The sequence below is a fragment of the Nocardiopsis sp. CNS-639 genome (assembly GCF_000381685.1).
GTDB classification, from domain to species: Bacteria; Actinomycetota; Actinomycetes; order Streptosporangiales; family Streptosporangiaceae; genus Nocardiopsis; species Nocardiopsis dassonvillei.
The window spans coordinates 289,500-315,512 of sequence record NZ_KB906858.1 but is presented as its reverse complement, the minus strand read 5'-3'; the positions used below and the strand labels follow the sequence as shown (position 1 = coordinate 315,512).

Genomic DNA, 26,013 nt, shown 5'->3' with positions numbered 1-26,013 from the left:
CCATGACCACACCGAAGATGCCCGCAGAACACGAAGCCTGGCGCCGGAGCCGGTGGGAGGAGATCGCCGGAGCCGACGGCAAGGCCAAGGTCGTCGTCACCGCCAGGATCACCGGCCCGGGTCCCCACACGATCCCCGGCCTCCCCGGCCGATGGCGCACCACCGCGGCGGGAGCCCTGACCGTGACGGCCGAGGCCGCCGACGGCGTACGGGTGGCCGACGGCCCGGTCGACGGGACGAGCCCCGTCCCCTCCGGCAGCTCCCTGCGGTTCCCCGACGACCGCGTCGGCTTCGCCAGCGGCGCGGACGGCTCCTACGGCCTGGTCGTCATGGACCAGGGCCGCGTCGAGCGCACCGGACTCACCGGCATCGACACCTTTCCCTACGACCCCGCCTGGGTCCTCACGGGCCGGTACCGGGCAGCTCCCGAAGGACGCCGGATCGAGGTGCCCCGATTGACCAGTCCACGCAGCACCGAAGCCATCCTGGCCCCCGTCGACCTGGTCGTGACCATCGGCGGCACCGAACACGTCCTGGCCGTCCTCCAGGACTTCCCCGATCAACGGCTGATGATCTTCACCGACGAGACCAACGGCGATTCGACGCCGACGATCGGCCGCTGGCTGATGCTGCCGCTGCTGGAGCCCGGCAGCACCCTGACGGTCGACTTCAACAAGGCGACGCTCTCGTACCACCACCTGAATCCGGACGTGTTCGTCTGTCCGCTCTCACCGCCCGGCAACCACCTGCCGATGCGCGTCGAGGCCGGCGAGCGCGCCCTGGTTCACGCCGCCACCGGCCGGAACTGACACGACCCATCCCTGCCAGGACCCGTCAACCCATTCACACCGAAGGAAGACCCGTATGAGCCAGGACCTAAAGGACAGGGCTGTCACATACCTCCGCGCGCTGGAGAACCGCGACTGGAAGAGCGCCCGGGGCCTGTGCGCCGAGACGGCCACCGTCTGGCACAACGACGGCAAGGGCGAGCAGTCCATCGAGGAGAACATCGCCGGGATGGAAGGGCTGATGGCCTCCATCGAGTCGATGCGCTACGACGTCCTGCGCCAGCTCTCCCAGCCGGGCGAGGTCCTCCAGCAGCACGTGATCCACGTTGCCACCACCAGCGGCACGCGCGGCGAGGTCCACGCCGCGGTCTACTTCGGCTTCGACGACGCCGGTCGGATCAGGCGCATCGAGGAGTACGCCAACTTCGTCCCCGTCGGCGGCCAGGACGGCTGACGGCGGCAGGCAGGACACGCCCCTCAACGTCGCGGCGCACAGCTCGCGGCGCGGCGTTGGGGGGTGCCGTCGTCGCTGAGGACGGCAACCTGGTAGGACCATCCCCGCGTGCGCGGGGAGCACAGGATCGGGCGGTGCGCCTCGTACAGGCCGCCGGGACCATCCCCGCGTGTGCGGGGAGTACTCTTCGCCATCGGGCTCTTCCTCTCAGGTGTGGGGACCATCCCCGCGTGCGCGGGGAGCACGTCAACGACCTGCGAACTTCCCAGCGGCAAGCAGCCATTTTTCCAACTTCTTCAGAAAAAGACACAGGCACCACCAACCCCGAAATCGCCCGAAAACCACCAAAAACAAAAACCGCCTCTTCGAGAACTCACTCCAGCCACCCCGGGAAGCGGTTCGCCTTCGTACGCGCGGAATTCGGAACACCCACCCGCGTGGCCCCTGCCTTCCTGGTTCCATCCTCACACAACGCCGCGCGGGAGGGCCCCGCCGTTCAGCTGACGTGGACCACGGGGCGACGCCGCGTATCCGGCTCCACCACGCGCAGGACCTCCCGGGTGAACGCAGCGGTCTCCCCCTCCCCGTACACGAGGAAACGGAGCACCTGGCGGATCGGCTTCCCCTCCGACCAGGCGAAGTAGCAGTGGGGCACCGCCCCGGTCTCGTCGCGCAGGCACAGCAGCACCGCGGCCAGCGCGTTGGGGACCGCGGGGCTGCGCACCCGCAGCACCCGGTGTCCTCCCACCTCCACGCCGGTCACGTGCAGGACCTCCTCGAACTCCGAGGGGTGGTGGATCCGGACCTCGACGAAGAGCGGCGGTGTGGTCAGCGGGATCGGGTTCAGGCGCAACTGCCTGCGCGCGGTGTCGCGGTACTCGTCCTCCTCCCCGCTCCGGGGACGGTTGGCGAACAGGTGGAGACCGTTCCGCAGGACGGCCTCGTGGGCGAAGCGCACCGCCGCGGCGTCCAGGTGGACGCTGCTGGTGCGCAGCTCCGTACTGCGCAGCGCCCGGGAGACCAGGGAGACGATCAGGACCCCGACCACGAAGGCCAGGGCGATGAGCAGCCCGTCCGGGCGGGAGACGGCGTTGTCGGCGAGGGCGTAGCCGAACACGACGGTCAGGAACGCGAACCCGGCGGTCGCCCACCGCCGTCGGCCGCGATGCGCGAGGACGGTCACCGCCACTGCGGACGTGACCAGCATGGCCAGGATGCCGGTGGCGTAGGCGCCCGACTGGGCGGTCACGTCGGCGTCGAAGGCGACGGTGACCGCCATGGCCACGGCCGTGTAGACCAGCACCACGGGCCGCACGGCCGCGCCCCACGTGGGCGCCATTCCGTACCGGGGCAGGTAGCGCGGCACGATGTTGATCAGTCCCGCCATCGCGGACGCCCCCGCGAACCACAGGATGAGCACCGTGCTGAGGTCGTAGACGGCACCGAATCCGCTACCCAGCAGCTCGTGGGCCAGGTAGGCGAGCACGCGGTCGGCCGCCGGGCCACCCGGCAGCACGTCCTCCCTGGGCACCAGGACCCCGCTGACGAAGGTCGTGGCCACCAGGTACACGCTCATGACGGCGGCGGCGGTGGTGAGCAGCCTTCGGGTGTCGGCGACGCGTGCCGCCGTGCGCTCCTGTTCGGTGGCTCCGGAGGCCCGCACGAGCGGCATCATGCTGACCCCCGTCTCGAAGCCCGACAGCCCCAGGACCAGGAGCGGGAAGGCGACGAGCACGGTGACTGTCGCGGACGGCAGCCCGTCCCCCACCACCGTGCCCCGCCAGTCGGCGAGCAGGGACGGGTTCTGCGCGATGTGCGCCAGGGCGGCCGCGACCACGACCGCGTTCAGCAGCAGGAACACCGCGACCAGCGGGATGGCGATCCTGACCGCCTCACGGAACCCCGTGAGGAACACCGCGCCCAGGAGCGCGAGGAGCAGGAGGGTAACCAGCACCGGATGGTCGGCCAGGGCGGCCGGGGTGTGGGCGTTGGCCGCCAGGTGGGCCGTGGCGTCGGCGGTGGACAGGGTGATGGTGACGATCCACGAGGTGGCCACGAAACCCAGCAGGCACAGGACCAGGAACTTGCCGCGCCACTCGGGGAGCAGATGCTCCAGCATCGCCACCGACCCGTGCCCGTGCGGGCTGTGCCGAGCCACCCGGCGGTAGATCGGCAGCATCCCGAACAGGGTGAGGGCGACGATCAGCAGCGTGGCGAGCGGGGAGAGCGCACCGGCGGTGAGGACGGCTATGGCGGGCAGGTAGCTGAGCGTGGAGAAGTAGTCCACTCCGGTCAGGCACATGACCTGCCACCAGGGATGCTGGCGTTCGGCGTGCGGCCGGGCCCCGGGGCCGCCGATGTCCTCCACCCTCTCGCGCAGGAGCCAGCGGCCGAAGGCCCCGCCGCGCCGCCCCGCGGGTCGAGGAGCCTGCCACCAGCGCGCCTCGTAGCCGCCGTCCCCTCGCATCGAGCCTCCTCCAGGGCGGACCCGGCGGACCGCGTCCGCGGGCGCCTTCAGGTGACCAGTCTGCTGTCCGCGGGCTCCGCCGACGCTGACCGCGACGGGCGCGTGTCGGTCCCCTCGCGCGGGGCGGCCGCACAGGCGGCCCGTGTCCCCGCGCATCGGCGCACCCGGTGTGCTGGCGGGCTCCATCCGCGAGCCCGGCGTCCGCGCACCCGAATCACCGGTGCCGCACAGGCGCCACCGCGCCCCGGTACTGGAGATCTCAGGCCTTCCTCGCCTCGGGAACACCGGGGGCCGCGGGCTCCTTCCAGCGGCCGGTCGAGAGGAAGTCCTCCAGCACCCTGGTGTACGGCTTCAAGTCGAGCTTGAGCTCCTTCTCGACCCACGTGTCGTCGTAGTAGTTGTGCATGTACCGCTCGCCCTGGTCGCACATGAGCATGACGACGCTGCCCTTCTCCCCGTCGGAGAGCATCTCGGCGACGATCCGCAGCGCACCCCACAGGTTGGTACCGGTCGAGGGTCCCGCGCGGTGGCGCAGCCGGGAGAGGAGCAGGCGCATGGCCGCGATCGAGGCGGCGTCGGGCACCGAGATCATCCGGTCCACGACGGCGGGCAGGAACGAGGGCTCCACCGTCGGACGCCCGATCCCCTCGATGTGGGAGGGCTTTCCCTTGATCCAGGCCGAGGGATCCTTGGGCCACTGGCTCTTGGGGCGGCCCTCGTTGACCGTCCAGTTGGGGAAGAACGCCGAGTTCTGCGGGTCGACCACGCACACCCGGGTGTCGCGGCGGCTGAAGCGGATGTGGCGGCCGATGGTCGCGCTCGTACCTCCGGTGCCCGCTCCCACCACGATCCACTTGGGGTCGGGGTGCCGTTCCTCGGCGATCTGCCGGAAGGTCGTCGCCGCCACGTTGTGGTCGTCGCGGTAGTCGTAGGCGCGCTCGGCGTAGGTGAACTGGTCCATGAAGTGGCCCTTGGGGGACTCCGCGGCCAGGCGGGCGGCCTCCTTCTCGATGTCGCCGTCGGGTCCGGGGTTCCTGACCTCTCCCCCGTAGGACCTGATGAGCTCCACCTTCTCCCGGCTGGTGCTCTCGGGCACCACGGCCGTGAACTTCAGCCCCAGGAGCTTAGCGAAGTAGGCCTCTGAGACCGCCGTGGAACCGCTGGAGGCCTCGAACACGTGCGTGCCGGGTTCGATCCACCCGGTGCACAACGCGTGCAGGAACAGCGCGCGGGCCATGCGGTGCTTCAGGCTGCCGGAGGGGTGGACGGACTCGTCCTTGACGTAGAGGTCGATGCCCCACTCGACGGGGAGCGGAAACTGGAAGACGTGCGTGTCCGCCGAGCGCGTGGCGTCGGCGTGCAGCAGCCGGACCGCCTCCTTCACCCAGGCCCGTTTGCGGCCGTCGTAGTGGTCGACGACGCGCGTGGCGACGGCGGCGGTGTCCTGCTGGCTCTGTGTCGTGGTCATGAGCCGGAGCTACCCCCGCGCCGGTCACGGGGACCGGCGTGGAGGAGAAATCGCTGCTCAGGCTTCCGGTTCCGTCCTGTTTCCCAGTCTTGGTCCCCGGCTTCGGGCGCGGTTTCGGCTCCTCCACTTCGAGCAATCCGGGAGGGCCGCCACACGGCAGCGCAGGCCGGGCCCTCCCGTCCGGAAGAGCGGCGATCGTGTCCGTCCACCGCCGGCGGACGCCGGGTGGGGTGTGGCCGTTTCCGGCCACACCCCACCCGAACTGGCGGAACGGTCGCACGGAGCTGGCCCGGCACGCGCCGTGGAGCCCGTTCGTCACCGGGCCCGTGCATGATCGGGGCCATGGAACGCTGTGACTTCTGTGAACTCCCCATCGGTGGCGGCTGCGCGTGCTCGCTCGTGCGCGAGAACAGGAGCAGCGCCTCCGGGCAGGGCGGCAACCCCTCCCTGGGCGACGCGCACTTCCCCGGGAAGACCATCCTCATCTCGCCGCGCGGCGTGGCCCACCGCCCGGGCTGCCTGCACCAGTCCGACTCCGAGATCAAGGCACCGCTCTGGGGCTGGATCCCCGAGCCCGACCCGCAGCTGTGGCGCCGCCTCAGCGAGGGCTCCCCCGCCCAGGCGACGCACGGCAACACCGAGCGGGTCGCCACACGCCGCTGCCAGAGCTGCGACAGCTGAGGGAAGAGGTGCCCGTGACCGCCGGTCACCGGAGCCCGCCCGTCCTGCCCCGTCCGATCACCGGTGTGTTCGTCCGCCAGATCGTCCATACCGCGTGCCCCGGCCACTTCGCCGTCGTGTGGCTGGACGCGCTGCCACCCGCGGAGGACGTGCTGCCGGTGGAGGGTGTGGAGTTCGTGGACGACCTGCCCGCCGTGTACCACCGACCGGGGGAGCCGCTGCCCGCGGAGTTCACCGAAGCGTTCGCGAACGGGTTCCGTCAGGGTTGGCGGTCACGGGGGCGGGGTGTGCCTCCCTACACCGTGCGCGTCGTCCTGCGGGACGCGGTCTGGCACGAGAGCGACTCCAACCACTGGAGTTTCGAGCAGGCGGGGCGCGTGGCCGCCCGCGAGGTCCTGGACTGCGTGCGCGAGGGCCGTTCCCCCCGACCGGCCGGACGCCCCGTCCGGCCCGGCTCCTCCATCCCGCCGATGCCCAGGACCCTGCCGTCCTCCACCGGTTCCGCGTCCGCCTGAACCGTTCGAACCGTCAGGGCCGGCCCTCCGCGACGCGGGAGACCCTCCGTGATCGCCGCCGCCCCGTCCGGCGGGGCACCACCACCCCGCCAATGGGCTCGGTCGGGAAGAAGGGGCCAGCAAGGGCTCAGAGGGGTGGCCAGGTCCGCAGGGCGGCGTCGGCCATCCGCTGGAGTTCGTCCCGGCCGGCGCCGCTGATGGCCTGGACGGAGATGCCGTTCGCCATGGTCATGAGGTAGCGGGCGAGCACTTCCGGATCGGCGTTCGGGGGCAGGTCGCCTTCGTCGACGGCCCGACGGAACCGCTCGCGAAGGCGTGAGAGGTTCTCGACGCGCCAGGCGCTCAGGGTGTCGCGGGCGGGCGGCCCGAGGTGGCTGGCAGCCAGGAAGCCCTGGACACCCAGACATCCGGCGGGGCAGTCCGGCCGGGTGGCCACCTCGATCGAGCCGTTGAGGTAGGCCGTGGCCACCCCCCGGGCGGTCGGCTCCTCCAGCGCCCGGGTGCCGTAGGAGGCCGGTCCCTCGGCGTAGCGTTCCAGGGCCTTGCGGAACAGCTCCTCCTTGTTGCCGAAGGCCGCGTACATGCTCGTCTTCGTGATGCCCATGGCGCGGGTCAGGTCGGTCAGACTGACGCCGGCGTAGCCGTGCTCCCAGAACATCGCCATGGCCCGTTCCAGGGCCTCTTCGGCGTCGAATCCCCTCGGCCGGCCCACCGGCGCTCTCTTGATGCCCTCCACGTCCGGCATCCTACCACTTCTGTACCGATCGGACTGGAAGTGATGTAGCCTCATTCTGTTCCGATCGGAACAGAATTCTGTGGAGGACAGATCATGCAGAGACTGAAGGACAAGACCGCCGTCGTCACCGGTGGAGGCACGCGGGGAATCGGCCGGGCCACGGCCGCGCGACTGGCGGCCGAGGGCGCGCACGTGTTCATCACCGGGCGGCGCAAGACCGAACTGGACGAAGCCGCCGAGGTCATCGGCTCCGCGGTCACCGCGGTGCCGGGCGACATCACCGACCCGACCGACCTGGACCGGTTGTACGCCATGGTGCGCGAGCGCGGTCAGGGCCTGGACGTGCTGTTCGCCAACGCGGCCGCCGCCTCGTTCGCGACGCTGGAACAGACCGCCGAGGAGGAGTACGACCGCATCTTCGACGTCAACGTCAAGGGCACGCTCCGCACCGTGCAGAAGGCGCTGCCGCTGCTCAACGACGGCGCCTCGGTGATCCTGAACGCCTCCACCACCGTCGACCGCGGCACAGCGGCCTTCGGCGCGTACGCGGCCTCCAAGGCCGCGATCCGCTCCTTCGCGCGGACCTGGGCCAACGAGCTGAAGGACCGGGGGATCCGGGTCAACGCGATCTCACCGGGGCCGATCGACACCTCCGGCATCACCGAACTCGCCGGCGAGCAGAACGCCGCGGCCTTCCGGGAGGGCCTGGTCGCCGAGGTGCCGATCGGCCGGATGGGCCGCCCCGAGGAGGTCGCCGCCGCCGTGGCCTTCCTCGCCTCCTCGGACAGCAGCTTCCTGCTGGGCACCAACCTGTACGTCGACGGCGGAGCGAACCAGATCTGACAGGGCTGTGTGGCGCGGTGATGGCTCGCACCGGCCTGCGGCTCCCCCTGCACGAGTCGTGACGAGCTTGTCGTCACACGTGACCAGAGCCCGGTACCGCTTACAGAGGTCCGTCAACCGCTCCATCCTGTTACATCGGCGGTAGACCTCCCGATCGAAGTCGGGTGGTCTACCGCCAGCCGTTTGAAGGTTTCAGGGGTCGGACTCTTGAACCTCGCACCCAGGAATGATGGATGGTGCACCGGGGGCGTGTGGTGTGCAGGATCTGTCTGTGGGCCCTGGAGATGTAGGCCTTGTCCAGGGCCAAGTCGGCGCCGTCGCCGTGCCACCGCCACCGGCCGTCCGGTCTTTTGACCGTGGGGAAGACGCCGTACGCGGGACCGGAGCGGCCCGTCAACTCAGCCTCGGCCCCTCCTCGCCGCGGCGAATTTCTCAGATCTGCTGTCTTGGCCGGATGTGGACACACGTGAACGCGACCCTTCCCACCAGGTTCTTCGTCAGCACGGCTTCGCCGACGCCTGTGGGCTCTTGGGTCACAGACGAACACTGGTGAATACATACTTCACAATGTCGGACATGAAGGCATTTGTCGGCATCACTGACAAGGCCTGGGCCGACTTCCTCGCTCAGCGCCCCCACCTGGATGAGATCAACTTCTGGCGCCCCTCCGGGAAGAGCTTCCGAAGGCTCTCGCCCGGAGACCCCTTCCTGTTCAAGACCAAGAAACCGCACGACCGGATCGTGGGCGGCGCGGCCTTCAGCGGGTTCGTGCTCGCCCCGCTGTCCGAGGCCTGGGCGGCCTTCGAGGAGGGCAACGGAAGGAAGGACCTCGCCGAGCTGCGCGAGGCGATCAACGGGTACCGCGCGAAGAACGGGATTCCCCGCATCGGCCCCGGTGAGGACCCGCTGATCGGCTGCGTCATGCTGCGCGACCCGGTGTTCTTTCCCGAGGAGGAGGCCTTCGGTCCTCCCCCTGGCTGGGCCTACAGCCTCGTTCAGGGCAGGAGCTACGAGGACGTCACCGCCCCCGAGCACGCCGACTACTTCACTCCCATCGTCAAGCGTGTACTCGGCCGGAAACCCGCGGCGGCCCTCGCCGAGGACGAGCACGCCGTGGCGGCCACCTGGGAACACCACGGCCCGATGTTCGGCGAGGCCCGCCCCACCCGTCGCCGCATGGGACAGGAAGCCTTCAAACTGGCGTTGCTGGACGCCTACGAGGGCCGGTGCGCGATCACAGGGGTCGATGCGCGGCCGGCCTTGGACGCCGCGCACATCCACCCGGTGGCCTCGGGCGGCCTGCACCGGCTCGACAACGGCATGCTGCTGCGCGCTGACGTGCACAGGCTCTTCGACGAGGGCTACCTGTCGGTGTCACCGAGTTGGGAGGTCCGGCTCAGCCCCCGCCTGCACAAGGACTTCCCCGAAGCCGGGGAGTACACCGCCCTGGAGGGCAAACCGGTGACCGTCCCCCGGAACAAGGCCGACCGCCCGTCCCCGGGTGCCCTGGAGTGGCACCTGGGCGAAGTCTTCAAGGCAGGGTGATCCCTGATCACAGCGGGGACGCACTCAGGCCTTCCTGGCCCCTGTGTAATGCCGGGAGAGTGATGCCCTGCATCCCTGGTCGTCCCTCCGGGATGCTCCCGGTGGAGTCCAATATGTCAGGTCCATACCGACACGGAGCTGGGACGGGACCGAAGACCCGCCCCAATGCTGTACGTCAGATAGCCGCGATGAGGCTACCGAACGCGGAGAGCGCCCCGAGAAGGGATCCTCCAGCGATGAGGAGGGCCAGAGGCCAGCTCTTCTTGGCTTCGCGGGCGAGTAGAAGGGTGATGCAGAAGGTACCGAAGGAGGCCCCGCACACCAGGGCGATGGTCGTGGACACGCAAGCTCCCATTCCGCCTCTTGGGCAGGATGCACCGGCTGTGCAACTCCTGACCAGGTCCCAAGAGTTTCTTCAGAAAGGGGGCTACGTGGGTCGACTCATGTACTCCGCACTTCTCTCTTCGGCGTCCACAACCTTTACAGGATTGCAGAACTTCTACTTCCCTGCAACCGGTTCCACTCCAGACCAACCATGCTCAGGGGGAGTCTCCACTGGTCATCGAATGAGACGCCTCTCCTTGAAGGCCCACATGCCGGCGACCTCGGTCCCTCCGAAAAGCCTCCCCTTTCCGGCCAGCCAGGAGTGGTACTCGGTGTGCTGGGAGAAATTGTCGTTGCTGACCACGACCCCGTCCTTCTTCCGGGCGATGTCCAGGAGGTAGACGTCAGCTCCGCCGACCGTCCCCGCGGGCACGCGGTGCAGACGCCCTGAGGCGACCTCTCGGTCCACCTGTGCCTTCTCCTCCTCAGGCACCACGTGCCGGAAGTTGGCGTCGACGAAGACGATCAGCTCTGTTCCCGGGTGCTGCTCCCGCAGTTCCTCCAGCGCGGAGTGCAGCCTGGCCAGAGTGGGTCGTCCGCCCATGTTCCGGTTCTGGGACCCCCAGGCGAGGTTGGAGCCGTCGACCACCAAGGTGCGCCGGGCCGAAGAGTCGCCCTCCACCACTTGGGCGACCATGGCCGGAGAGGGACGGAGCTCCTGTCCGCCAGCTGCCTTGGCAGGCGCGTCCACGTGTCCCGCCGGACGGAAGGCGGGGCCAGGCAGGTTTGGCCGTGTCGTCAGGAACTCGCGCAGGCTGGCGGCGCTGACCCCGACACCGGTCGTGGACAGGCCGAAGGCGTTGATCTCCCGGTCGACGAGCACCTCCTGTGTTCGGTCCATAACCGCACGGACCTGCAGGAGACCGTTGACGTCGTAGGTGTAGGTGAGGGTGAAGGAGGCCTCGTCCGGATCCGCGAAGGCGGGCAGGTCGATCCTGAGCTCGGTCAGGCAGATGTTGGAGCCGTTGTCGGCACCGGTGTTCCTGACAACCGGGTCCGCGGGATCCCCTTCCCAGATCTCCACGCTGAGCCGCTTCTGACCTCGGTGGTTGGGCCGGTAGTTCTTCTCCTGCGACCGGGGAAGGGTCGCGTTGCGCGGGATGATCTGACTGAACGACCGGATCTCGGCATCGCCGTTCATCCTGGTGGACGCCGTGCCCAACGCGTGGGTCGTGCCGACCGCCAGATCGATGTCCAGGTCTCCGCTGTTGACGGCCGCTGCGATCGCGGCCCCCTGGGCGACCGCGGTCATGGGATCACACAGGTCGGCGGACACCAGCCGGTCCCCCATGATCTCGCCGACCATCCGACGCACGAGGGGGATCTGACTGCTGCCACCGATCATCAGTACCGAGTCGATGTCCTCGGAAATCAGACCCAGGTCGGCGAGGCAACGGTTGAGGGGTTCGATCGCCCTCGTCACGATGGGACGGATCGCGTTCTCGAACTCCTCCCGTGTGATCTCCACGCTGCTTCTGCCACCTGGTGTGGGAACGGCGACGATGCTCTCGGTGGACAAGCGGATCTTGGCAAGCTCCACATCCCGCGCGAAGGCGGCCTCCTCCGCGAATCCTCGTGGTTCGTGTTTGGAGTTGGCCAGAACCAGTTTCCGCAAGGCCTGGTCGACCTCCAGGCCGCCGAGCTGCGCTACTCCCCGAGCCGCCCGCTCCTCGAACAACCCGTCCTCGGCTTCCAGGACGGTGACGTCGATGGTCCCCCCGCCCCAGTCGAAGGTCACGACGTTCTCCAGAGCATCGTCGCCGAGCTGCTGCTTGTAGTACAGGGCGGCGGCGGTGGGTTCGTTGATAAGGGAGTCCACCCGGATACCAGCTTCCCGCGCAGCGGCACGAGTGCGAAAGCGAGCAGCACCGGCGGAGTTGGCCGGAACAGTAACGACGGCGGTGTCCACGTCCATGAGCTGTTCACTGCTCGCCCGTTCTCGGATAGCCCGGAAGATCCCGGCCGACACAGTTGAAGCTGGCCAGGAACGAGCTCCCACCGGAATGTCGGTGTCTCCCGCGAGCAGCCGCTTGGCTGCGGGGACGGCCTGCTCGGAACGGAGCTTGGCTTCCCAACCGAAGAGCACGCGGTCCCGAACCGAGCTCACACCGACCATCGAGGGAAAGAGCGAGGCGAAGCCGGGATAGTTCCAGTCGTCGAGGTTGGTGGCGTCCAGGGCGAGAACCTCGGCGTCCTCACCGTTCCAGTGAGCGAGGACCGAGTTGGTCGTCCCGAAGTCGATACCGAAACTCACGAGTGCTTGCCTTTCCTCTTCCCCCTGGCCCCTCTGCCTCTGCCCTTCATCGGGTTACCGCAGGTCGTACAGACGGCCTTCTCCTCGTCCCGCCCCCGGTCCTTGACGGGCGGCACATCGCTGAACTCGACTTCCCCGGCCACGACCAGCCGACCGTCCGCCTCGTCCACGAACGCCGGTTTGAGGACCGCGGCGTGTTCTCCGGTCTCGGGGCTCCCCGAGACGACCCGGAAAAGGGACAGGTCCTCGGTACCCATGACCTTCTTCAGTCCCGTGCTCCGGCGAAAGTCGGCGAGCTTCCTGGCCAGAACGTCATGGCGCCCCTGCTCCTCCGCCAGCTGGGCCAGTTGGGCGAGCTGGGCCAGATGGGTACGTCGGGCCTGCATATTCTCGATCAGAGCCCGGCGCACTGCGTCCTTGACCTCGGCCCTGGTGAGTTCCTCGCCCGGGCTTCCCTCCAGGGCCTCGGCGACCCCCTCGGTCAGCGGGCCGATGAGCGCCTTGGGCTCCAGACGGGTCGCGACCAAGGTGAGCAGCTGCCGCCTCTCACTGTTGGACAGCTCCAGGAGAAAGCTGGTCAGGTCGTCGTCCGTGGTCTGCTCACGATGGTCGTACGTGCTCATGGTGTCCTTTCTCGAACGGCCAACCTCATGACCGACGCCATCGCGGCCTCGCGTATCCGTTCCGCTTCCTCCGGGCCCAGCGCCTCCGTACGGCGTTCCAGGGGACGTGCCGTGGGGATGACGAGCTCCGGAACACGCGGGTTCGGAAAGAGCTTCTCCTCGTGCACCGGGAGCACGTACGGAGGACCACTCGACGAACCGTCGCCGGTCTCGATGTCGCGAAGCCGGTCATGGGCCTGGTTGACGTCGGAGAGCTCCTCGGTCCTCCCCCTCAAATCCCTGCGGAGACTCCGCCAGGCCTCTTTCCACTCCTCGGCCGGGGCACCGTGGGGCACGCCGAGTTCCAGATAGGGGTTGAAGAGCGGCCCCCGGTTGTTGCGGTCCGTTTCCAGGTGGCGGCGCACCCAGGCGATGTTGTCGCGGATCACGGGGTGGTCGGAACCCAGTGCCGACAGTCGGCGCAGGGCGTCGTGCAACGGTTGGGAGTCACCGGGATCAGCGAAGCGCAGGTCGAGGTAGACCTCCGTGGCCACGGCCTCTTCACGCACCCACGTGTCAGCGGAATCCACATACGGCGCCAACGTCTCGTAAGCCTTCGCGCTCACGTTCATCAGCTCGCGGTGCGCGGCGCGCAGATCGCGCCAGGCAGTGAAGTCCGCCAGTGGACCTGGACCGCTCTCGGACAGGTCGGCTCCTCCGCACAGTTCCTCCAGAACCGGCCACAGGGCCGGGTCGGTGAACATCGCCTTGGGCCACCCAGCAGGCTTGTCGGGGTTGGCGAGCACGTGCTGCACCAGCTGTTTGGACTTACCCTCCAGGAAACCCACCACCAGTTCCAGTGCCCGGGGGTCGCCGTCGGCCACTCCCTGGAGGATCCGCACGGACTCGGGGGCCTCGTCGGGAACCCGCTGGCGGGGATCGGCCACGACTCGCCGCCGCCAGACCTCCTCAGGCCAGCCGAGCGCCTCAACCTGTTCGTCGGTCAGCTTCACCGGGTCACTCCGTGCCAGGAGGTAGAGGTTCTCCCTCTCGTCAGCCCGTCCCCCGGCCGACGGGGAGACCGACGGATCACCGTCGAGAAGGTCATCGGCGAGGGCGAGGGAAGCATGGGCGAGGAAGCGGTCCGGGGTTTTGGGCTTCGCACCGAGCCTGACCAGTTCGGCATCCCGCCACAGGTTCAAACTGGGGGAGGTGTCCCGGATCTTGTGGAGTACCTGAGGGGTCGGTTCGGCCTGTCCGCTGATGAGCGCCGCCACACGGCCGCTTTCGGCCACCCGCGGAACACCGATCTCGTGCAACCTCGCCAAGTGCAGGACGCCGATCTTGGGCGGGAGCTTCCCCAACAGTTCGAGCAACAGCCGCGGAGCCTCCGGGCAGAGTCTGCCGTCGAGCAGGACGGACAGGTTCTCGGCTGTCTCCCCGCCGGAGGACCCCGCCGCCAGGATCGCGGCCTCGACCGCGCTCTTCAGGTCGGGTAGCCGGTCGGAGGCTACCTGGAATTCCTGCCAGATGCTGTCCCGTCGTCCCTGCTCCCTCTCCTGGCGCACCCTGGCCAGGCGCTCGCGCTCGGCGGCCAGCGCGGCGGCCTTACGCTCCCGGGCATCGCTGATTCCCACGTTGACGAGCCCTATCCACATGCAGTTTTTCGAGATGGCACGACCCGAGGGGTGGAGTCCGTGCGGGTCGGAGTTCCACGAGTCTGCCCGGATCCTACCGACATCGGCTTCCAGCTGGAAAGAGGTTCGCAAAGCGGAAGTTCCACGTCTCGGCCTGGCTCCGGCCAACGACCCAGCACCAACCGAAGGTACTTGAGGCCAAAAGTGTCACAAGTACTCTGGCCACAGACCACAGCCATCAACTTCAGGCTTCTTGCAGCGGCACATCGGAAGCCTCATCCGACGCTTTGAAGTGGAAAAACACAGGAGAGGGCTCCTGGCACCACTCACACGGGAGCGCACAAGCCATGGGATCCTCTAGTACTTATCAAGTACTTGTGTTAACTTCTCCATGAGTACTTCGGCTGCCCCGGAACACCATCCGGACTCCACACAGAAACGAGCACCCCGTGAACACGCCCCCGAAGCGCACCACCGTGGTCGTCGTCAACATCAACAAGACATGGCCTGAGGTGGAGCAGGGCAAACGCACCGCCGCAGAGGTCACCTTGGGCGACTGGAACCCCTACAAGTCGAACTCCAAGACCATTCGCGCCTTCGAACCCGACGAGGTCGGACTCGTCCTGGGTTACCGCAGGGGCGTCATCATGACTGCGTTCGACATCGGGGAGAACGCGGTCCAGTGGTTGGAGAGCTACGACCCCCACCGTGTCCGCTGGGAGGGCTCCCCCTCCGTCGAATGGACACATCTGGTGGAGAAGGCCTCACCTGTCACATGGAAGCAGGGTGAGGGCGTCGCCTACAAAACCCTCACCCTGGACGAACTCACCCGGATGACAGCCGGCACCGCGCCCACCCCAGGGGAAGGTGGAGGCGTATTCCCCGAGGTGACCGTTTCCCTGGGCGCGGTGAAGGTCTCCCTGAAGGGCCCTCGGACCGTGGTGGTCACCGCCCCCGACAGCATGGACGTCGTGGTCCGCCGAGGCTGATCCAGAAGGACTCGTCGGAGCGCTCACCAGTCGGTGCCATGCGCACGTCCCATCGCTTACCAGGGGTCAGACCTCTTCGAACATCGCCTCCTGGGTGAGCTGGTTCCCACCGAAGACGTGTCCCCTGCGCGGGTCGAACCGGAACGCGAAAGAGCGGGACCGGTCGGCGAACTCCTGCGCAGGGCCGGTGAGACCGGGTTCGCTGAGGACCAGGAGGCCTTTCCCCTCGACGGAAGCGTCCGCGTAGAGCCTCTTCAGATCCGGCAGGCCGAGGAGCCGTGAACGCCGCCACCAGGTGATGTGGAACGCCTCCGAAGCGAGCTCGACGCCGTCCCCGGACGCGCGCACGTCACCGAAACCGAGGGCGTTCAACTGGGCCGCCACCACGACGCACGGACTGTCAGGGCCAACGGGTGCACCGGCCGCTCCGGGCGGCAGCATCTGGTCGGCCCTGCCGTGCAGACTTCCGTCGCCGGGGTCGAGGACCGTCGTCGGCGGTTCGGCCACCTCCAGCCCTTTCAGGACGGGCACCAGGGCATCGGCCAGCTCCACGGCGCTCACACGATCAGCGGGCAGGCCAGGAGCCGTTCCGGGTTCCCCGAAGAGGTGCTCGCCGAGGTCGACGCGCCACATGAGCTGGCGCCCCTGGTCGTGAACATCCACCAGCCAGCCGAGCCCGGGCCGGAGGAAGGCCCACACCCGTTTGCCCGGCACGCGCACGCGCAGAACCTCTCCCTGTCCCGGATGACGGGGGAACTCGTACCCGCCCTCACCGAACACGACTCTGTGCCGGTTCGCGGCCACGGCGTACTCGACGGTCACCCCACGGGCGTCCAGAGCGTCCGCGAGACGGGTGATGGCGGACTCATCGGCTTCGTCCCAGCGCCAGGGACTCGCCTGCGGGCGCCCCTCAGCCACGGCCAGGGCCCGCTCGCGCAGGGCCGCCGCCATGGTCTCGGGTGGAGTCCGCATATCCCAGAGGCTTCCGGTGGTGTCGGACTCGCGGACCGCGAGGTACCAGCACAGCCATCGCGTACCCGGATAGTCGACGCGGGTGAGACCGAGGACCGCTTCCGGGTGGTCGCCGATTCCCAAGGTCAGCCTGACGGGCTGCTCGCCTCCGGCCAGTCCTCTGTGCACCAGCTGACCGGCCAGTTCCGGGAACCTCTTCCGAAAGGCGGCCATGACATGTTCGTAGGCGAAGAACTCACCCATGGCGGTACGCATGTTCGAACTCTCGAAGATGACCTCACGCCCTTTTCGTTCTGGTGGTGGCTCCGACACGTCCACGTCACCAGGACAGTCAAGCAGAACGGTGCGACGTTCCCTCACCTCGGAGGCGGCGATCAGAACGGCTGACCGCCGAAGGGGAACGCAATACCATTACCCCGGTCACACCCCCTGAACAGAGAAGGCGCCGATGCCAGGCCCACGGCGGACTGCCCCGCACACCGAGCACGCGATTCGCCAGATCAAGCACGTTCTCGACCAGGACTTCCCTCACTTGGTCGACATGAGTGATTACGAGAGGAAACAACCGGACGAGCGCCAGAAGGCCCTGCACTCCCGTTCTCTGGCAGCCCTGGCCGTACGCGGGCTCACCGGGTTGGACGACGAGGAGGCAGCTAAGTGCCTCATCGACGGCCGTGACGACCACGGTATCGACGCGATCGCCGTGTCAGAGACGGCCAGCAAGATCTGGTTGGTCCAGTCGAAGTGGAATAAGCAGGGACGGGCCAGCCTGAACCAGGGTGAGGCCCTGAAGTTCCTTCGCGGCTGGCGCCTGCTCGAGAACCGGAAGTTCGACCGGTTCAACAAGCGGATCCAGGACATGGCGGACAAGATCAACGCCGTCCTGCTCGATCCCCACACCCGCGTGCACTTCGTGGTCGCCCTGACCGGGGACGGCGAGTTGCACCCTGATGTCTCGGGTGTCTTCGACGAGGTGTTCGCCGAGACCAACGGCTTCGGGTTGACCCTCGATCTCCAGGTCGTGGGGACACAGACACTGTGGGAGCAGATCCGGGCCGAGCAGGCTCCCGAGGACGTCCCCATCACCGCGACCATGCGGCAGTGGATCTACGTCAAGACGCCGGTGGAGATGTACCAGGGCATCGTCTCCGCGGAGCAGGTCGCCAGGTGGGTCGGGGAGGCCGGAAGCGACCTGTTCCACCGCAACATCCGCGCCTCGCTCGGGACCACCGACATCAACGCTGGCATCCTGGAGAGCCTGGCGTCGGACCCTGAGCACTTCCTGTTCTTCCACAACGGCATCACGGTGATCTGTCGGTCTCTCAAGACCGAGTTCCCCGGTCCGCGTCGACCCAGCGAACCCGTGATACTCACCATGAACGGGGCCAGCGTGGTCAATGGCGCCCAGAGCGTGAGCACGTTGCACCGGGCGTTGCAGGATCACCCCGACGCCCTGTCCGAGGCCGACATCAGCGTGCACGTCATCTGTGTCGACGACCCCTCCTCGGAGCTGCCGTCACAGATCACCGACACCCGTAATCGCCAGAACCAGGTGGAGGAGCGCGACTTCGTCGCCCTCGATGAGACACAGGCGCTCATCAGGGAGGACTTCGGGAACATCGACAAGTTCTACAGCTACAAACGAGGGGAACCCGACCCCGTCCCGGAGCAGGGGTGCTCGGTGGTGGAGGCTTCCCTCGCTCTGGCCTGCGCACACCCGAACGTGAAATTGGCCGTCCGGGCGAAGCAGAACGTCAACACCCTGTGGGAACGGGGCGCCGAGGGTGCCTATCCCATGCTGTTCGGCGAGCAGCCGAGCGCTTCACAGATCTGGGGGTCGGTCCGTCTCCGGCGAGCTGTGGGCGACCGGCTGCACGAAATCGGCAAGGGGCTCAAGGGGCGTGGTTCCGACGTGGCGGACCGCGGCGACCTGCTCGTCACGCACCTGGTGTTCCAGTCCATCGACCGCAAGGACATGGGCGCGGAGGAGTACGACTGGGAGGGAACCCTCAAGAAGGCGAAGGGCCTCGTGGACTCCGTGTTCCCCAGGCTTCTTCAGCACATCGACGCAGAGTACGGGGCCGACTCCAAAGCCTCGCTGACCCGTACCCTGTCGGATCCCACCCGGTGTCGCAAGCTGACCGACCTGGTTCTGCGCGACGTCAGGTCAGATGCTCCGGCGCCCCCCATCGACGACGACTATCGCCTGAAGAAGGGGCAGCGCAAGCGCAAGCAGCGCCGCCCCAACAGTGTGGCGATCCTGTTGGGCGCCGGTGTACTGCGCAGCGGCACCCGATTGGAGTTCCGGCCCACCACCTCCACCGAGGAGGAGGCGTTGAAGGGCTGGCTGGCGGAGGACCCGCGTCGGGCGCAGGCGACCTGGACGACCGACCGCAAGCAGACGTTGTTGTGGGAGGCGGACGGGAAGCACTACTCCCCCAGCGGTCTGGTGATGCGCATGTACGAACTGGCCGGTTGGGAGAACTCCCCGGTGGCCGTCCAGGGCCCTGCCAAGTGGCACATCGAGGGAAGGTCGATGGCGGCGCACGCGGAACGGCTCTTCGCCGAGCTGGGTGACGCGGAATGACCCGTACCGGGGCGGAGCGGCCGAAGCCGTTCCGCCCCGGGCTGCACGGGTCAGCGCCAGGCGGGGACCCGCGTAGGCGCCGGGTCCAGGAGGAGGAGCAGATCACCGGAGTCGCGGGCCTCGGTCAGGCCGGTGTGTGAGGCGACCCAGTAGGACAGAGTCTGCTCACCGAACCAGATGAGCAGGTGCGGGTTGTAGCGCTGGAGGTCGGCGGCACGGGCGTGCTCACGGGCGAACTCGGAGCGGTGACCGCCCAGGCGGGGCAGGCGAGCGGCTCGGCGCCGACGGCACGAGGGATGCTCGCAGGCCGAGCAGAACGGACCGACCAGCGGGTGCCGCCGGGGCAGCGGCGGAAGCGGTCGGTGCAGCGGGTCGCTGACGGGCCGGGGTACGGGGATAGGATGCGTCACTGATCCTGCTTTCTGAACATGTGGAAGTGTGCGGAATTCGGGGTTGCTGTGGGCCCGGGAAGAGCGTTGCCGCGCTCTCCTGGGCCCTTCTGCGTGCGTGCAGCGGTGTGGACGGCTACGCGGTGGTGTTCCAGAGGCTGTCGGTCAGGTCGTAGGCCAGGAAGAACCAGACCTGGCGGTAGTTCGGGACGCCGTTGTCGCCCCAGGAGGAGGCGAAGGCGTCGATCATGGCCAGGCCGCGCCCGGACTCGGCGGCCGGGTCCAGTCCGTTGGGGTCGGGCGCCAGATACGAGCGCTGCCCGAGAACAGTCTTCCTTTCGTCGCGGGAACCCTGGTCGCGACAGGCGAGGCGCAGGCCGGTGCGGGTGCGCTGGCAGGTCAGGGTGTAGACGCCGAAGGGCTGGCCCGAGCGGGAGTGGCGCAGGGCGTTGTTGGCGAGTTCGCTGCCCAGCAGGGAGAACAGGTAGCGGTAGTCGCGGTCGCGTTCGGCGGCGCAGGTACTCAGGAACGCGCGCACCAGCGGCATGTACTGGACCGAGCCGCCGAAGTCGTAGCGGCGCGTCCTGTAGTGGGCGCGGTCGGATCGGCCGGTGAAGTAGTGGCGGCACCGGGGCGGAACCAGCTCAGCGAGGGGCACGGTCACCTCTGGCAGCGCGGGCATGGGTGCGGTTGCGGGCATGACGAACAGACTCCTTGCACGTGTGGAGCGACAACAGGGGTTCGGTGTGCCCGCAGGCGTGAGACCTTCGCGTTTCCCTGCCAGCGGGAAGGGGCACGGCGTAGCCTGACCAGCAGAGACTCTGTGTGAACTCCCGATCACTGACTACATGCTTATAGTGACTCGCGCATCCACGCATGTCAACGAGAAAAAGTGGTTTCCACAAAAAATCTCAGCTAGGCTACCCGCATGCCAACGCCATACAGCCCCAGCATCCGACGGCGTCGCCTGTCGTCCGAGCTTCGGCGGCTTCGCACCGAAGCAGGTTTCACCTTGGCTGAAGCCGCCAAGCAGGCTGGCCTAGGACGATCAAACCTCGGCAAGATGGAGCAGGCTGAGTCCAAGACCGTCCCCTCAGTGGCTTTGGACAAGCTGTTGGACCTCTACAACGTTCGTGAACCGCAGACGCGAGACGCCATGCACGCGCTCGCCCAGGACGCCAAGCAGCGTGGCTGGTGGTCGAAGTACAAGGGACTCTTCGACGACGACCGTGCGCTTCCTGATTTCGAAGCGGAGGCCTCCACTATCCGGACCTTCGAGGCTCTGTGCATCCCGGGTCTACTACAGACACCCGAGTACGCTCATGCGCTGTTCGAGGGTGGGCGGTACACCTCTCTGCCCGCGATCGAACAGAGAGTCGCCTTCCGGATGGCTCGAAGGGAGATCCTGAACCGAGTACGACCTGCGCACTTCCGTGCCGTACTCGATGAGGCAGCCCTGCGACGGGTCATCGGCGGACCGGATGTCATGCATGCGCAACTCATGCACCTGTTGCACATGGCAGAGATGCCACACGTCGACGTGCAGGTCATTCCGTTCCAAGATGGCTCCCACGCAGGCCTCACGGCTCCATTCGCAATCCTGGACTTCCCAGATCCACGAGACAGCTCCATCGTCTACGTTGGGACGATCGCCGGTTCTGTCTTCTTCGAGCAAGAAGACGAAGTAGAGCGCTATAACGTGACCTACGGGGACCTACAGGGGTCCGCATTGAGCACCAAACAATCTGCCGCTCTCATCAAAACGGCAGCGGACTCACTGAGAGAGTGACCATTGACTTACCTGAAGTTCCGGAAGAGCAGCTACAGCGGCCACGATCAGAACTGTGTAGAGGTGGCCCACATCCCCACAGGCTTCCGAAAGAGCAGCTACAGCGGTGTCAACGGCAACTGCGTCGAGGTCGCCGACCTACCCTGCGGCGCGGCTGTCCGGGACTCGAAGAACCCCGCCAAGGGTCACCTCCCCTTCCCCGCCGCTGAGTGGGACGCCTTCCTCAGCGTCGCCCGTCGCTGACAACTACCCCGTAGGTAAACGTAGGCCCCGACTTCTCTCCGAAGCCGGGGCCATATGCGTCACCTCGTCATCCCGAGACGGCCAGACGCACTTTCTCCACGTACTCCGGCACGTGGTCCTCCGGCACACCAGCGATCTTGCCGAGCTCGCGAGTGAGAAGCTCCACGTCCGCCGGACCAAGCTGCACCAAGGGCCTACGAATCCGCACCGCCCACGCGCCCGGACGGGTGTCGGGGAAGACCTCCAGCTCCGGCACCAGTGGGGCGAGTTCCACACCGGTCCGGTAGGGGGCGACCGACTCCAACCGCAGACCACAACCACGGGTGAAGTCCCGCCCGGCTATGGTGACCGGCTCGTCGTAGGGGCGCACGGATGAGGTGACCTCCGCGAGACCGACCACCCTCGTCCGATCCCGCGTCGGGTTGTGCCAACAGCCCCGCGTCGTGAGCAGGAGCAGCCGGTCCCCGACCCTGAGCCGCTCCACCTCCGCGCGTCGCGTCGCGGGAAAGGCCATCCGCGAGGTGCGCAGCACCCACGCCACGGCCTCTCGCTCGCTGAGGATCAGCAGGTACGTGCTGACGGGATCAGTTTCTGTGGTCATATCCGGGCCAGGATCCCACACCGGCGCTGACAAGGGTTCCGAGCATGGCCTCCGGTGCTCCCCGCTGGTGGCAGTGGTCATCCTGGCCCATGTAGCCGGAACGGAGCCCGACGAGGGTGGTGCGGGCACGAGCCGGTATCGCACCCTCTCTCACTCACCGGTCTCATCCAGTAGAGCGGCGCATTCGGCCATCAACTCCCGAACCTGCTCAGCCGACTCGTCGTCACCTACCTCGGTGAACAACCGGGCCGCTTCCCGGAAGGCCTCCACGGCCATCCCGAACCTGTCTGTCTCCACGAGTTTGAAGCCCATCGTCCGTGAGATCTGAGCGGCTCTCCCCAGATCCCCCTGGGCGACGCGCGTGTCCCGAGATCTGCGCAGCGCCGGGATCGCCTCCTCCGCCCGGCCCAGTTCACTCAGGATGAAACCCAGGTTGTTCCAGGACGTGGCCGCGCATTCGCTCGCAGCCAGACCCTCATGGCATTCGGTGGAACGGCGCGCGGCGGGCAGGGCATCCTCGTACTGGCCCCTGCTGATCAGGGTCCCACTGATGCCGTTCCAGCAGTCACCCTCACCGCAGGGGTCTCCGCACTCGGCGAAGGCGTCCAGTCCCTTGCGGAAGACCCGCTCGGCTTCCTTGAGTTGCCCCTCATCGCGGAGGACGACTCCGAAGTTACGCCATGTTCGAGCCTCGTCGTAGAGGTCTCCCAGTTCCCGGAAGAGGCGTATCGCTTCCTCGAAAGCGCGGCTCCCCTCGTCCGACAAACCTGTTCGATACAGGCTGACGGCCAGGCCAGCGGTGGCCATGGCGAGGACCCTCGGCTCTCCGCCGTCCCGGGAGTGATCGCATGCCCGCTGAAAGGAGGTGACAGCGAGGACGTGCGTTCCGAGTGCTGAGTAGGAGTTACCCATGTTCAGGCAGGAGTGGGCGAACCCCTGGCCGTCACCGCGCTTCGCGTAGATCTCCATCGCGACCCGCTGGTGGACGACCGCTTCGTCCGGACGCCCCGTCGCCAAGAACACGTTCGCCTTGTTGTTCGACGCCTTGGCGACTCCCGTCTGGTCCCCCAGACGCTCGAATATGAGCACGGCCTCGGTATGCCTGCTGAGGGCTTCCTCGTAGTTACCGAGGCAACGCAGAGCCACCCCACCACCGTTCAACGCACCCGCTGTCGAATGCCAGTCCTCCGCGGCTACGGCATGCGCGAAGGCCTTGTCGTGGGCTTCTGCCGCCTGCCTGAAACGCCGCATCAGGACCAGGGTCTCTCCTACCGTCGCCCACAGTTTGGCCGCGTCGTCCCGACGCCCGGACTCCTCGCCGCGAGGTCACCAGGGCACCGGAGCGGCCATCGCCGGGAAGAAGCGGTTCGGCCTGTTCCACCGAGGAGGCGTTGTCGACGATCACCAGGACGGGACGGCCGCGTTCCGCACGTGAGCTGAGCTCGGCGCGGTACATCTGTTCCCTTGCCTGGGCATCGGCGGGGATGTCCTGTGCGTCGATGCCCAGATTGAGCAGCCACCCGCCCAGCGCACGGCCCGGGTCGACCCGACGCTGGGAGTCGTAGCCGAACAGGTCGACGTACAGCACGCCGTCACACCATCGTCGCTGGTCCAGAGCCTGTTTCGCGGTGTGGAGAGCGAGCTCGGTCTTTCCGGAGCCCGGCATTCCGGAGATGACGACTGCGGGCGAACGGCGTTGCCCCGCCGAAGCCGGGTTGAGCGACTCCAGAAGGGCTTCGACATCAGCGTCACGCCCGGTGAACACCGGAGACAACCGGGGAAGACCCCGCAAGGACTCAGGCTTTGGCCTCGGCGCGTGGTAGGTGATGTCCCGTCCTTGGATGACGGTCCCGCCGTGTACACCGCCATGGATCTCGTTGTGGACGCGGCTCTGCTCAGCAGACATCCGCTGTGTTCCCTCTCGACGGGTTCAGGCGATACCGGCCTCGGTCAGGAACGGACTCGGCTTCCCGTGCCAGGAAACGTGCAGGTGGTCGCGCGCCCGGGTGCAGACCACGAAGAGCAGGCACCGCTCCGCCATGAGGTCCGCCCCGTGCTGGATCTCGTCCACGTCTTCGGCGGTGATCGCCTTGGGATTGGGCACCGCGCCGTCGGAGACGCCCACCGCGGCGACGCACCGGAACTCCAGCCCCTTGAGCGAGTGCATCGTGCCCACTCGCACACCCGGGACCTCGTCGTCGGCCCCGCGCAGCTCGCACGCGTCGATCCCGGCGTCGGTGAGCGCGGAGACCACCCTCTTGATCACCCATCGGAACCGCACGGCGACCGCCACCGACGACGGCTCCACCCCGGTGTCGGTCCACTCGCGCACCCGCTCCACGAGCGCGTCCAGTTCCTCCTCCAGGGTGGCGGCGGCGTGCGTGGTGGGCCGGGGCCCCTGGAGCGCCGAGCGGTACCCGGCCAGGGACTCGGTGCCGCCGTCGGCCAGGGACTCCACCTTCTCCCCGTCCAGCAGCGGACGGGACCAGGTGAGGATCTGCTGGGTGCTGCGGTAGTTGCGGCGCAGCCGCTGCGAGCGGCCCACCACGTTGATCCCCAGCGCCTTCAGGGAGACCTTGGCATCGTAGATGCGCTGGTGGGGGTCGCCGCCGATGAACAGGTCGTCTGGTGCGGGCGCCACGGCGGCGCGCAGGAAGCGCCACTGGGCGGGGTGCAGGTCCTGGGCCTCGTCCACCACCACGTGCCGGAAGCGGGGCCCCTGTTCCTCCAGGACCCGGGCGGCCAGGTCGCAGCCGCGCAGGTGCGTCTGCACACCGTCGGCGTCCAGGCCCTCCGTGAAGGCCGTCATGGCCTTCCACACCCGCTCGCGCTGGGCGGCGGCCAGCCGGTTCCCGCGGCCGCTGCGGGTGGCCGCCTGGTACTCCTCCAGCGTGTCCAAGCGCTGGGCGAGGACGACGTGCCGGTACTCCTGCTGGAGGAACTCCGCGGTCCACTCCAGCCCCTGCTCCTGAACGATCCCGCGCCAGCGGTCGAGCTCCTGGGAGTCGCTGACGAAGCGGGAGGCGCGTCCGCCGTTGGCCTCGGTCAGCACCTGACTGGCCTGGGTGTTGACGGTGGAGATGGTGAGCCGCTCCGTCCGGGCCGGGTCGTCCACGAGCTGGCGGATGCCCGTTCCCAGCGCCGCGGCGAGGGTGTTGGTGAAGGTGGTGAGCAGGATGCGCTCATCCGGGCGCAGGAAGGACAGCAGGTGCTTGACCCGGTGCATGGCCACGACGGTTTTCCCGGTGCCGGGACCGCCGGTGATCTGGTAGCTGCCGGGATAGCTGGCCTTGTAGGCGACCTTGCGCTGCGCGGGGTGCAGGAAGGTTCGCCAGACGGAGAAGGGCTGGGAGAGTATCTCCTCCAACTCGTCCAGACCGGAGACGAGCTTGACCCGGGTGGGGGTGTTGCGGATGGCGGTGTCCATGTCGCCGCTGACCGCACCGGAGGGCCGGTGGGCGACGACGTCCCGCCAGATCTCCTCCACCGGGAACCCGGCGGACAGGTACTGGAGCACCTCGGCCTGGTCCTCGGGCAGGAAGGGGACGACGTCGACGAGGGCGTCGGCGTCCACGACGGTGCGCGCCGCCCGCAGCACCTTGTCCTCGATGCCCAGGGTCCTCAGGTCCCCGTCCGAGACGTTGGCGAACAGCCGCTTGTCGGGATCGGTCGGAGCCGCGCGCTCCTCCAGGTCCGGGGTCATGCGGTCGAGCCTGTCCGCGTCCCAGATCTCCACCGCGCCGGTCAGCCGGTTGACGCCCGCGTCCTGCTTGATCGCCCACTCATAGGCCGGGTCGTGGTTCATGACCTTGAGCAGCAGGTAGCTGTCACCGCTCTCGGGGGCCAGGACGACGCCCCGGTAGAAGTTGTCCACCCTGAAGGTGAAGATGCTGCGGCTGCGCCTGCCCGAGGGCGGTTTGAAGTTGAGGCCCTTGTCGACCTTGAGTTCGGCGTGGGTGAGGAGGCTGAACTTCTCCATGGCGAGCCGGACGTTCCTCCGTGCGCTCGGGGGGAGTTCGTCGTACTCACCGCTCTCGAAGAACTGCTTTCCCAGGGCGAGCTGAGGCAT

24 protein-coding genes are annotated in these 26,013 nt (G+C 67.8%); 10 read left to right on the top strand and 14 right to left on the bottom strand.

All coding sequences use genetic code 11. The features are described 5' to 3' along the window. The first annotated feature begins 2 nt into the window (after positions 1-2). Together G011_RS0110655 and G011_RS0110650 are read left to right on the top strand one after the other, a co-directional pair. On the top strand, positions 3-809 hold the full coding sequence (locus G011_RS0110655) for a DUF1684 domain-containing protein (RefSeq protein WP_019608458.1): 807 nt from the start codon (positions 3-5) through the stop codon (positions 807-809). A 55-nt stretch (positions 810-864) separates the two neighbouring features. Then, positions 865-1,242 carry a nuclear transport factor 2 family protein gene (locus tag G011_RS0110650; RefSeq protein WP_019608457.1) on the top strand — a complete coding sequence of 126 codons (378 nt, stop codon included), beginning with the start codon at positions 865-867 and terminating at the stop codon, positions 1,240-1,242. Between the two features lie 496 nt (positions 1,243-1,738). Here the strand turns inward: G011_RS0110650 and G011_RS0110645 are convergent, their stop codons facing one another. Together G011_RS0110645 and G011_RS0110640 are read right to left on the bottom strand one after the other, a co-directional pair. Beyond that, a complete protein-coding gene (locus tag G011_RS0110645) occupies positions 1,739-3,709 on the bottom strand; it encodes a hypothetical protein (protein ID WP_019608456.1) in 1,971 nt (656 codons plus the stop codon). 259 nt (positions 3,710-3,968) lie between these two features. Further along, positions 3,969-5,177, bottom strand: coding sequence for a PLP-dependent cysteine synthase family protein (locus G011_RS0110640; protein WP_019608455.1), 1,209 nt, complete (start codon positions 5,175-5,177; stop codon positions 3,969-3,971). 342 nt (positions 5,178-5,519) lie between these two features. Between G011_RS0110640 and G011_RS0110635 the strand changes: the two genes are divergently transcribed. Together G011_RS0110635 and G011_RS0110630 are read left to right on the top strand one after the other, a co-directional pair. Beyond that, positions 5,520-5,858, top strand: a complete 339-nt coding sequence (locus tag G011_RS0110635) for a hypothetical protein (protein ID WP_026338204.1) — start codon at positions 5,520-5,522, stop codon at positions 5,856-5,858. Positions 5,859-5,872: 14 nt separating this feature from the next. Continuing rightward, a complete protein-coding gene (locus G011_RS0110630) occupies positions 5,873-6,373 on the top strand; it encodes a hypothetical protein (RefSeq protein WP_019608453.1) in 501 nt (166 codons plus the stop codon). Positions 6,374-6,500: 127 nt separating this feature from the next. Here the strand turns inward: G011_RS0110630 and G011_RS0110625 are convergent, their stop codons facing one another. After that, positions 6,501-7,118 carry a TetR/AcrR family transcriptional regulator gene (locus G011_RS0110625; protein ID WP_019608452.1) on the bottom strand — a complete coding sequence of 206 codons (618 nt, stop codon included), beginning with the start codon at positions 7,116-7,118 and terminating at the stop codon, positions 6,501-6,503. Between the two features lie 84 nt (positions 7,119-7,202). Here G011_RS0110625 and G011_RS0110620 point away from each other — a divergent pair, with 84 nt between their 5' ends. Then, on the top strand, positions 7,203-7,952 hold the full coding sequence (locus G011_RS0110620; protein ID WP_019608451.1) for an SDR family NAD(P)-dependent oxidoreductase: 750 nt from the start codon (positions 7,203-7,205) through the stop codon (positions 7,950-7,952). A 576-nt stretch (positions 7,953-8,528) separates the two neighbouring features. Further along, entirely contained in the window at positions 8,529-9,497 is a 969-nt protein-coding gene (locus G011_RS0110615) for an HNH endonuclease (RefSeq protein ID WP_026338202.1), read from the top strand. 175 nt (positions 9,498-9,672) lie between these two features. On the opposite strand, the gene G011_RS32065 is transcribed toward G011_RS0110615, so the two are convergent. From G011_RS32065 to G011_RS0110595, 4 genes are all read right to left on the bottom strand, one after another. Beyond that, positions 9,673-9,840 carry a hypothetical protein gene (locus tag G011_RS32065; protein ID WP_196808504.1) on the bottom strand — a complete coding sequence of 56 codons (168 nt, stop codon included), beginning with the start codon at positions 9,838-9,840 and terminating at the stop codon, positions 9,673-9,675. Positions 9,841-10,056: 216 nt separating this feature from the next. Then, positions 10,057-12,135 carry an Hsp70 family protein gene (locus tag G011_RS0110605; protein WP_019608448.1) on the bottom strand — a complete coding sequence of 693 codons (2,079 nt, stop codon included), beginning with the start codon at positions 12,133-12,135 and terminating at the stop codon, positions 10,057-10,059. Beyond that, complete coding sequence (locus G011_RS0110600; protein WP_019608447.1) at positions 12,132-12,758, bottom strand: hypothetical protein; 627 nt, start codon at positions 12,756-12,758, stop codon at positions 12,132-12,134. Before G011_RS0110600 ends, G011_RS0110605 begins: the two co-directional genes overlap by 4 nt. Continuing rightward, positions 12,755-14,395, bottom strand: coding sequence for a hypothetical protein (locus G011_RS0110595; RefSeq protein WP_019608446.1), 1,641 nt, complete (start codon positions 14,393-14,395; stop codon positions 12,755-12,757). Before G011_RS0110595 ends, G011_RS0110600 begins: the two co-directional genes overlap by 4 nt. Positions 14,396-14,823: 428 nt before the next feature. Between G011_RS0110595 and G011_RS0110590 the strand changes: the two genes are divergently transcribed. Beyond that, a complete protein-coding gene (locus G011_RS0110590; protein ID WP_019608445.1) occupies positions 14,824-15,363 on the top strand; it encodes a hypothetical protein in 540 nt (179 codons plus the stop codon). Positions 15,364-15,429: 66 nt separating this feature from the next. Here G011_RS0110590 and G011_RS0110585 read toward each other — a convergent pair whose 3' ends face one another. Then, the gene (locus G011_RS0110585; RefSeq protein WP_019608444.1) at positions 15,430-16,590 is read right to left on the bottom strand and encodes a hypothetical protein; all 1,161 of its coding nucleotides are present in this window, start codon (positions 16,588-16,590) and stop codon (positions 15,430-15,432) included. A gap of 286 nt (positions 16,591-16,876) precedes the next feature. On the opposite strand from G011_RS0110585, the gene G011_RS0110580 reads away from it, so the two are divergent. Then, complete coding sequence (locus G011_RS0110580) at positions 16,877-18,922, top strand: AIPR family protein (protein WP_231391416.1); 2,046 nt, start codon at positions 16,877-16,879, stop codon at positions 18,920-18,922. Between the two features lie 50 nt (positions 18,923-18,972). Here G011_RS0110580 and G011_RS0110575 read toward each other — a convergent pair whose 3' ends face one another. Together G011_RS0110575 and G011_RS0110570 are read right to left on the bottom strand one after the other, a co-directional pair. Next, positions 18,973-19,332, bottom strand: a complete 360-nt coding sequence (locus G011_RS0110575) for a hypothetical protein (protein WP_019608442.1) — start codon at positions 19,330-19,332, stop codon at positions 18,973-18,975. Between the two features lie 115 nt (positions 19,333-19,447). Next, on the bottom strand, positions 19,448-20,011 hold the full coding sequence (locus G011_RS0110570) for an ATP-binding protein (RefSeq protein ID WP_026338201.1): 564 nt from the start codon (positions 20,009-20,011) through the stop codon (positions 19,448-19,450). A gap of 228 nt (positions 20,012-20,239) precedes the next feature. Here G011_RS0110570 and G011_RS0110565 point away from each other — a divergent pair, with 228 nt between their 5' ends. Both G011_RS0110565 and G011_RS0110560 read left to right on the top strand, forming a co-directional pair. Further along, a complete protein-coding gene (locus tag G011_RS0110565) occupies positions 20,240-21,100 on the top strand; it encodes a helix-turn-helix transcriptional regulator (RefSeq protein ID WP_026338200.1) in 861 nt (286 codons plus the stop codon). A 3-nt stretch (positions 21,101-21,103) separates the two neighbouring features. Further along, the gene (locus G011_RS0110560) at positions 21,104-21,343 is read left to right on the top strand and encodes a DUF397 domain-containing protein (RefSeq protein ID WP_019608439.1); all 240 of its coding nucleotides are present in this window, start codon (positions 21,104-21,106) and stop codon (positions 21,341-21,343) included. A 67-nt stretch (positions 21,344-21,410) separates the two neighbouring features. Here G011_RS0110560 and G011_RS0110555 read toward each other — a convergent pair whose 3' ends face one another. The 4 genes from G011_RS0110555 to G011_RS0110545 all read right to left on the bottom strand — a co-directional run bounded on the left by G011_RS0110555 (position 21,411) and on the right by G011_RS0110545 (position 26,013). After that, a complete protein-coding gene (locus G011_RS0110555; RefSeq protein WP_019608438.1) occupies positions 21,411-21,944 on the bottom strand; it encodes a hypothetical protein in 534 nt (177 codons plus the stop codon). 150 nt (positions 21,945-22,094) lie between these two features. Next, a complete protein-coding gene (locus G011_RS0110550; protein ID WP_196808503.1) occupies positions 22,095-23,090 on the bottom strand; it encodes a tetratricopeptide repeat protein in 996 nt (331 codons plus the stop codon). Beyond that, positions 23,068-23,850: an ATP-binding protein gene (locus G011_RS31065; RefSeq protein WP_081642949.1), complete on the bottom strand. Its 783-nt coding sequence runs from the start codon at positions 23,848-23,850 to the stop codon at positions 23,068-23,070. Before G011_RS31065 ends, G011_RS0110550 begins: the two co-directional genes overlap by 23 nt. Before the next feature lie 24 nt (positions 23,851-23,874). After that, entirely contained in the window at positions 23,875-26,013 is a 2,139-nt protein-coding gene (locus tag G011_RS0110545; RefSeq protein ID WP_019608436.1) for a DEAD/DEAH box helicase, read from the bottom strand.

Coding starts and splice junctions, on each gene's coding strand:
- G011_RS0110655 (WP_019608458.1), top strand. CDS start 3: ATGACCACACCGAAGATGCCCGCAGAACACGAAGCCTGGCGCCGGAGC.
- G011_RS0110650 (WP_019608457.1), top strand. CDS start 865: ATGAGCCAGGACCTAAAGGACAGGGCTGTCACATACCTCCGCGCGCTG.
- G011_RS0110645 (WP_019608456.1), bottom strand. CDS start 3,709: ATGCGAGGGGACGGCGGCTACGAGGCGCGCTGGTGGCAGGCTCCTCGA.
- G011_RS0110640 (WP_019608455.1), bottom strand. CDS start 5,177: ATGACCACGACACAGAGCCAGCAGGACACCGCCGCCGTCGCCACGCGC.
- G011_RS0110635 (WP_026338204.1), top strand. CDS start 5,520: ATGGAACGCTGTGACTTCTGTGAACTCCCCATCGGTGGCGGCTGCGCG.
- G011_RS0110625 (WP_019608452.1), bottom strand. CDS start 7,118: ATGCCGGACGTGGAGGGCATCAAGAGAGCGCCGGTGGGCCGGCCGAGG.
- G011_RS0110620 (WP_019608451.1), top strand. CDS start 7,203: ATGCAGAGACTGAAGGACAAGACCGCCGTCGTCACCGGTGGAGGCACG.
- G011_RS0110615 (WP_026338202.1), top strand. CDS start 8,529: ATGAAGGCATTTGTCGGCATCACTGACAAGGCCTGGGCCGACTTCCTC.
- G011_RS0110600 (WP_019608447.1), bottom strand. CDS start 12,758: ATGAGCACGTACGACCATCGTGAGCAGACCACGGACGACGACCTGACC.
- G011_RS0110595 (WP_019608446.1), bottom strand. CDS start 14,395: ATGTGGATAGGGCTCGTCAACGTGGGAATCAGCGATGCCCGGGAGCGT.
- G011_RS0110585 (WP_019608444.1), bottom strand. CDS start 16,590: ATGCGTACCGCCATGGGTGAGTTCTTCGCCTACGAACATGTCATGGCC.
- G011_RS0110580 (WP_231391416.1), top strand. CDS start 16,877: ATGAGTGATTACGAGAGGAAACAACCGGACGAGCGCCAGAAGGCCCTG.
- G011_RS0110570 (WP_026338201.1), bottom strand. CDS start 20,011: ATGCCCGCAACCGCACCCATGCCCGCGCTGCCAGAGGTGACCGTGCCC.
- G011_RS0110565 (WP_026338200.1), top strand. CDS start 20,240: ATGCCAACGCCATACAGCCCCAGCATCCGACGGCGTCGCCTGTCGTCC.
- G011_RS0110555 (WP_019608438.1), bottom strand. CDS start 21,944: ATGACCACAGAAACTGATCCCGTCAGCACGTACCTGCTGATCCTCAGC.
- G011_RS31065 (WP_081642949.1), bottom strand. CDS start 23,850: ATGTCTGCTGAGCAGAGCCGCGTCCACAACGAGATCCATGGCGGTGTA.
- G011_RS0110545 (WP_019608436.1), bottom strand. CDS start 26,013: ATGCCTCAGCTCGCCCTGGGAAAGCAGTTCTTCGAGAGCGGTGAGTAC.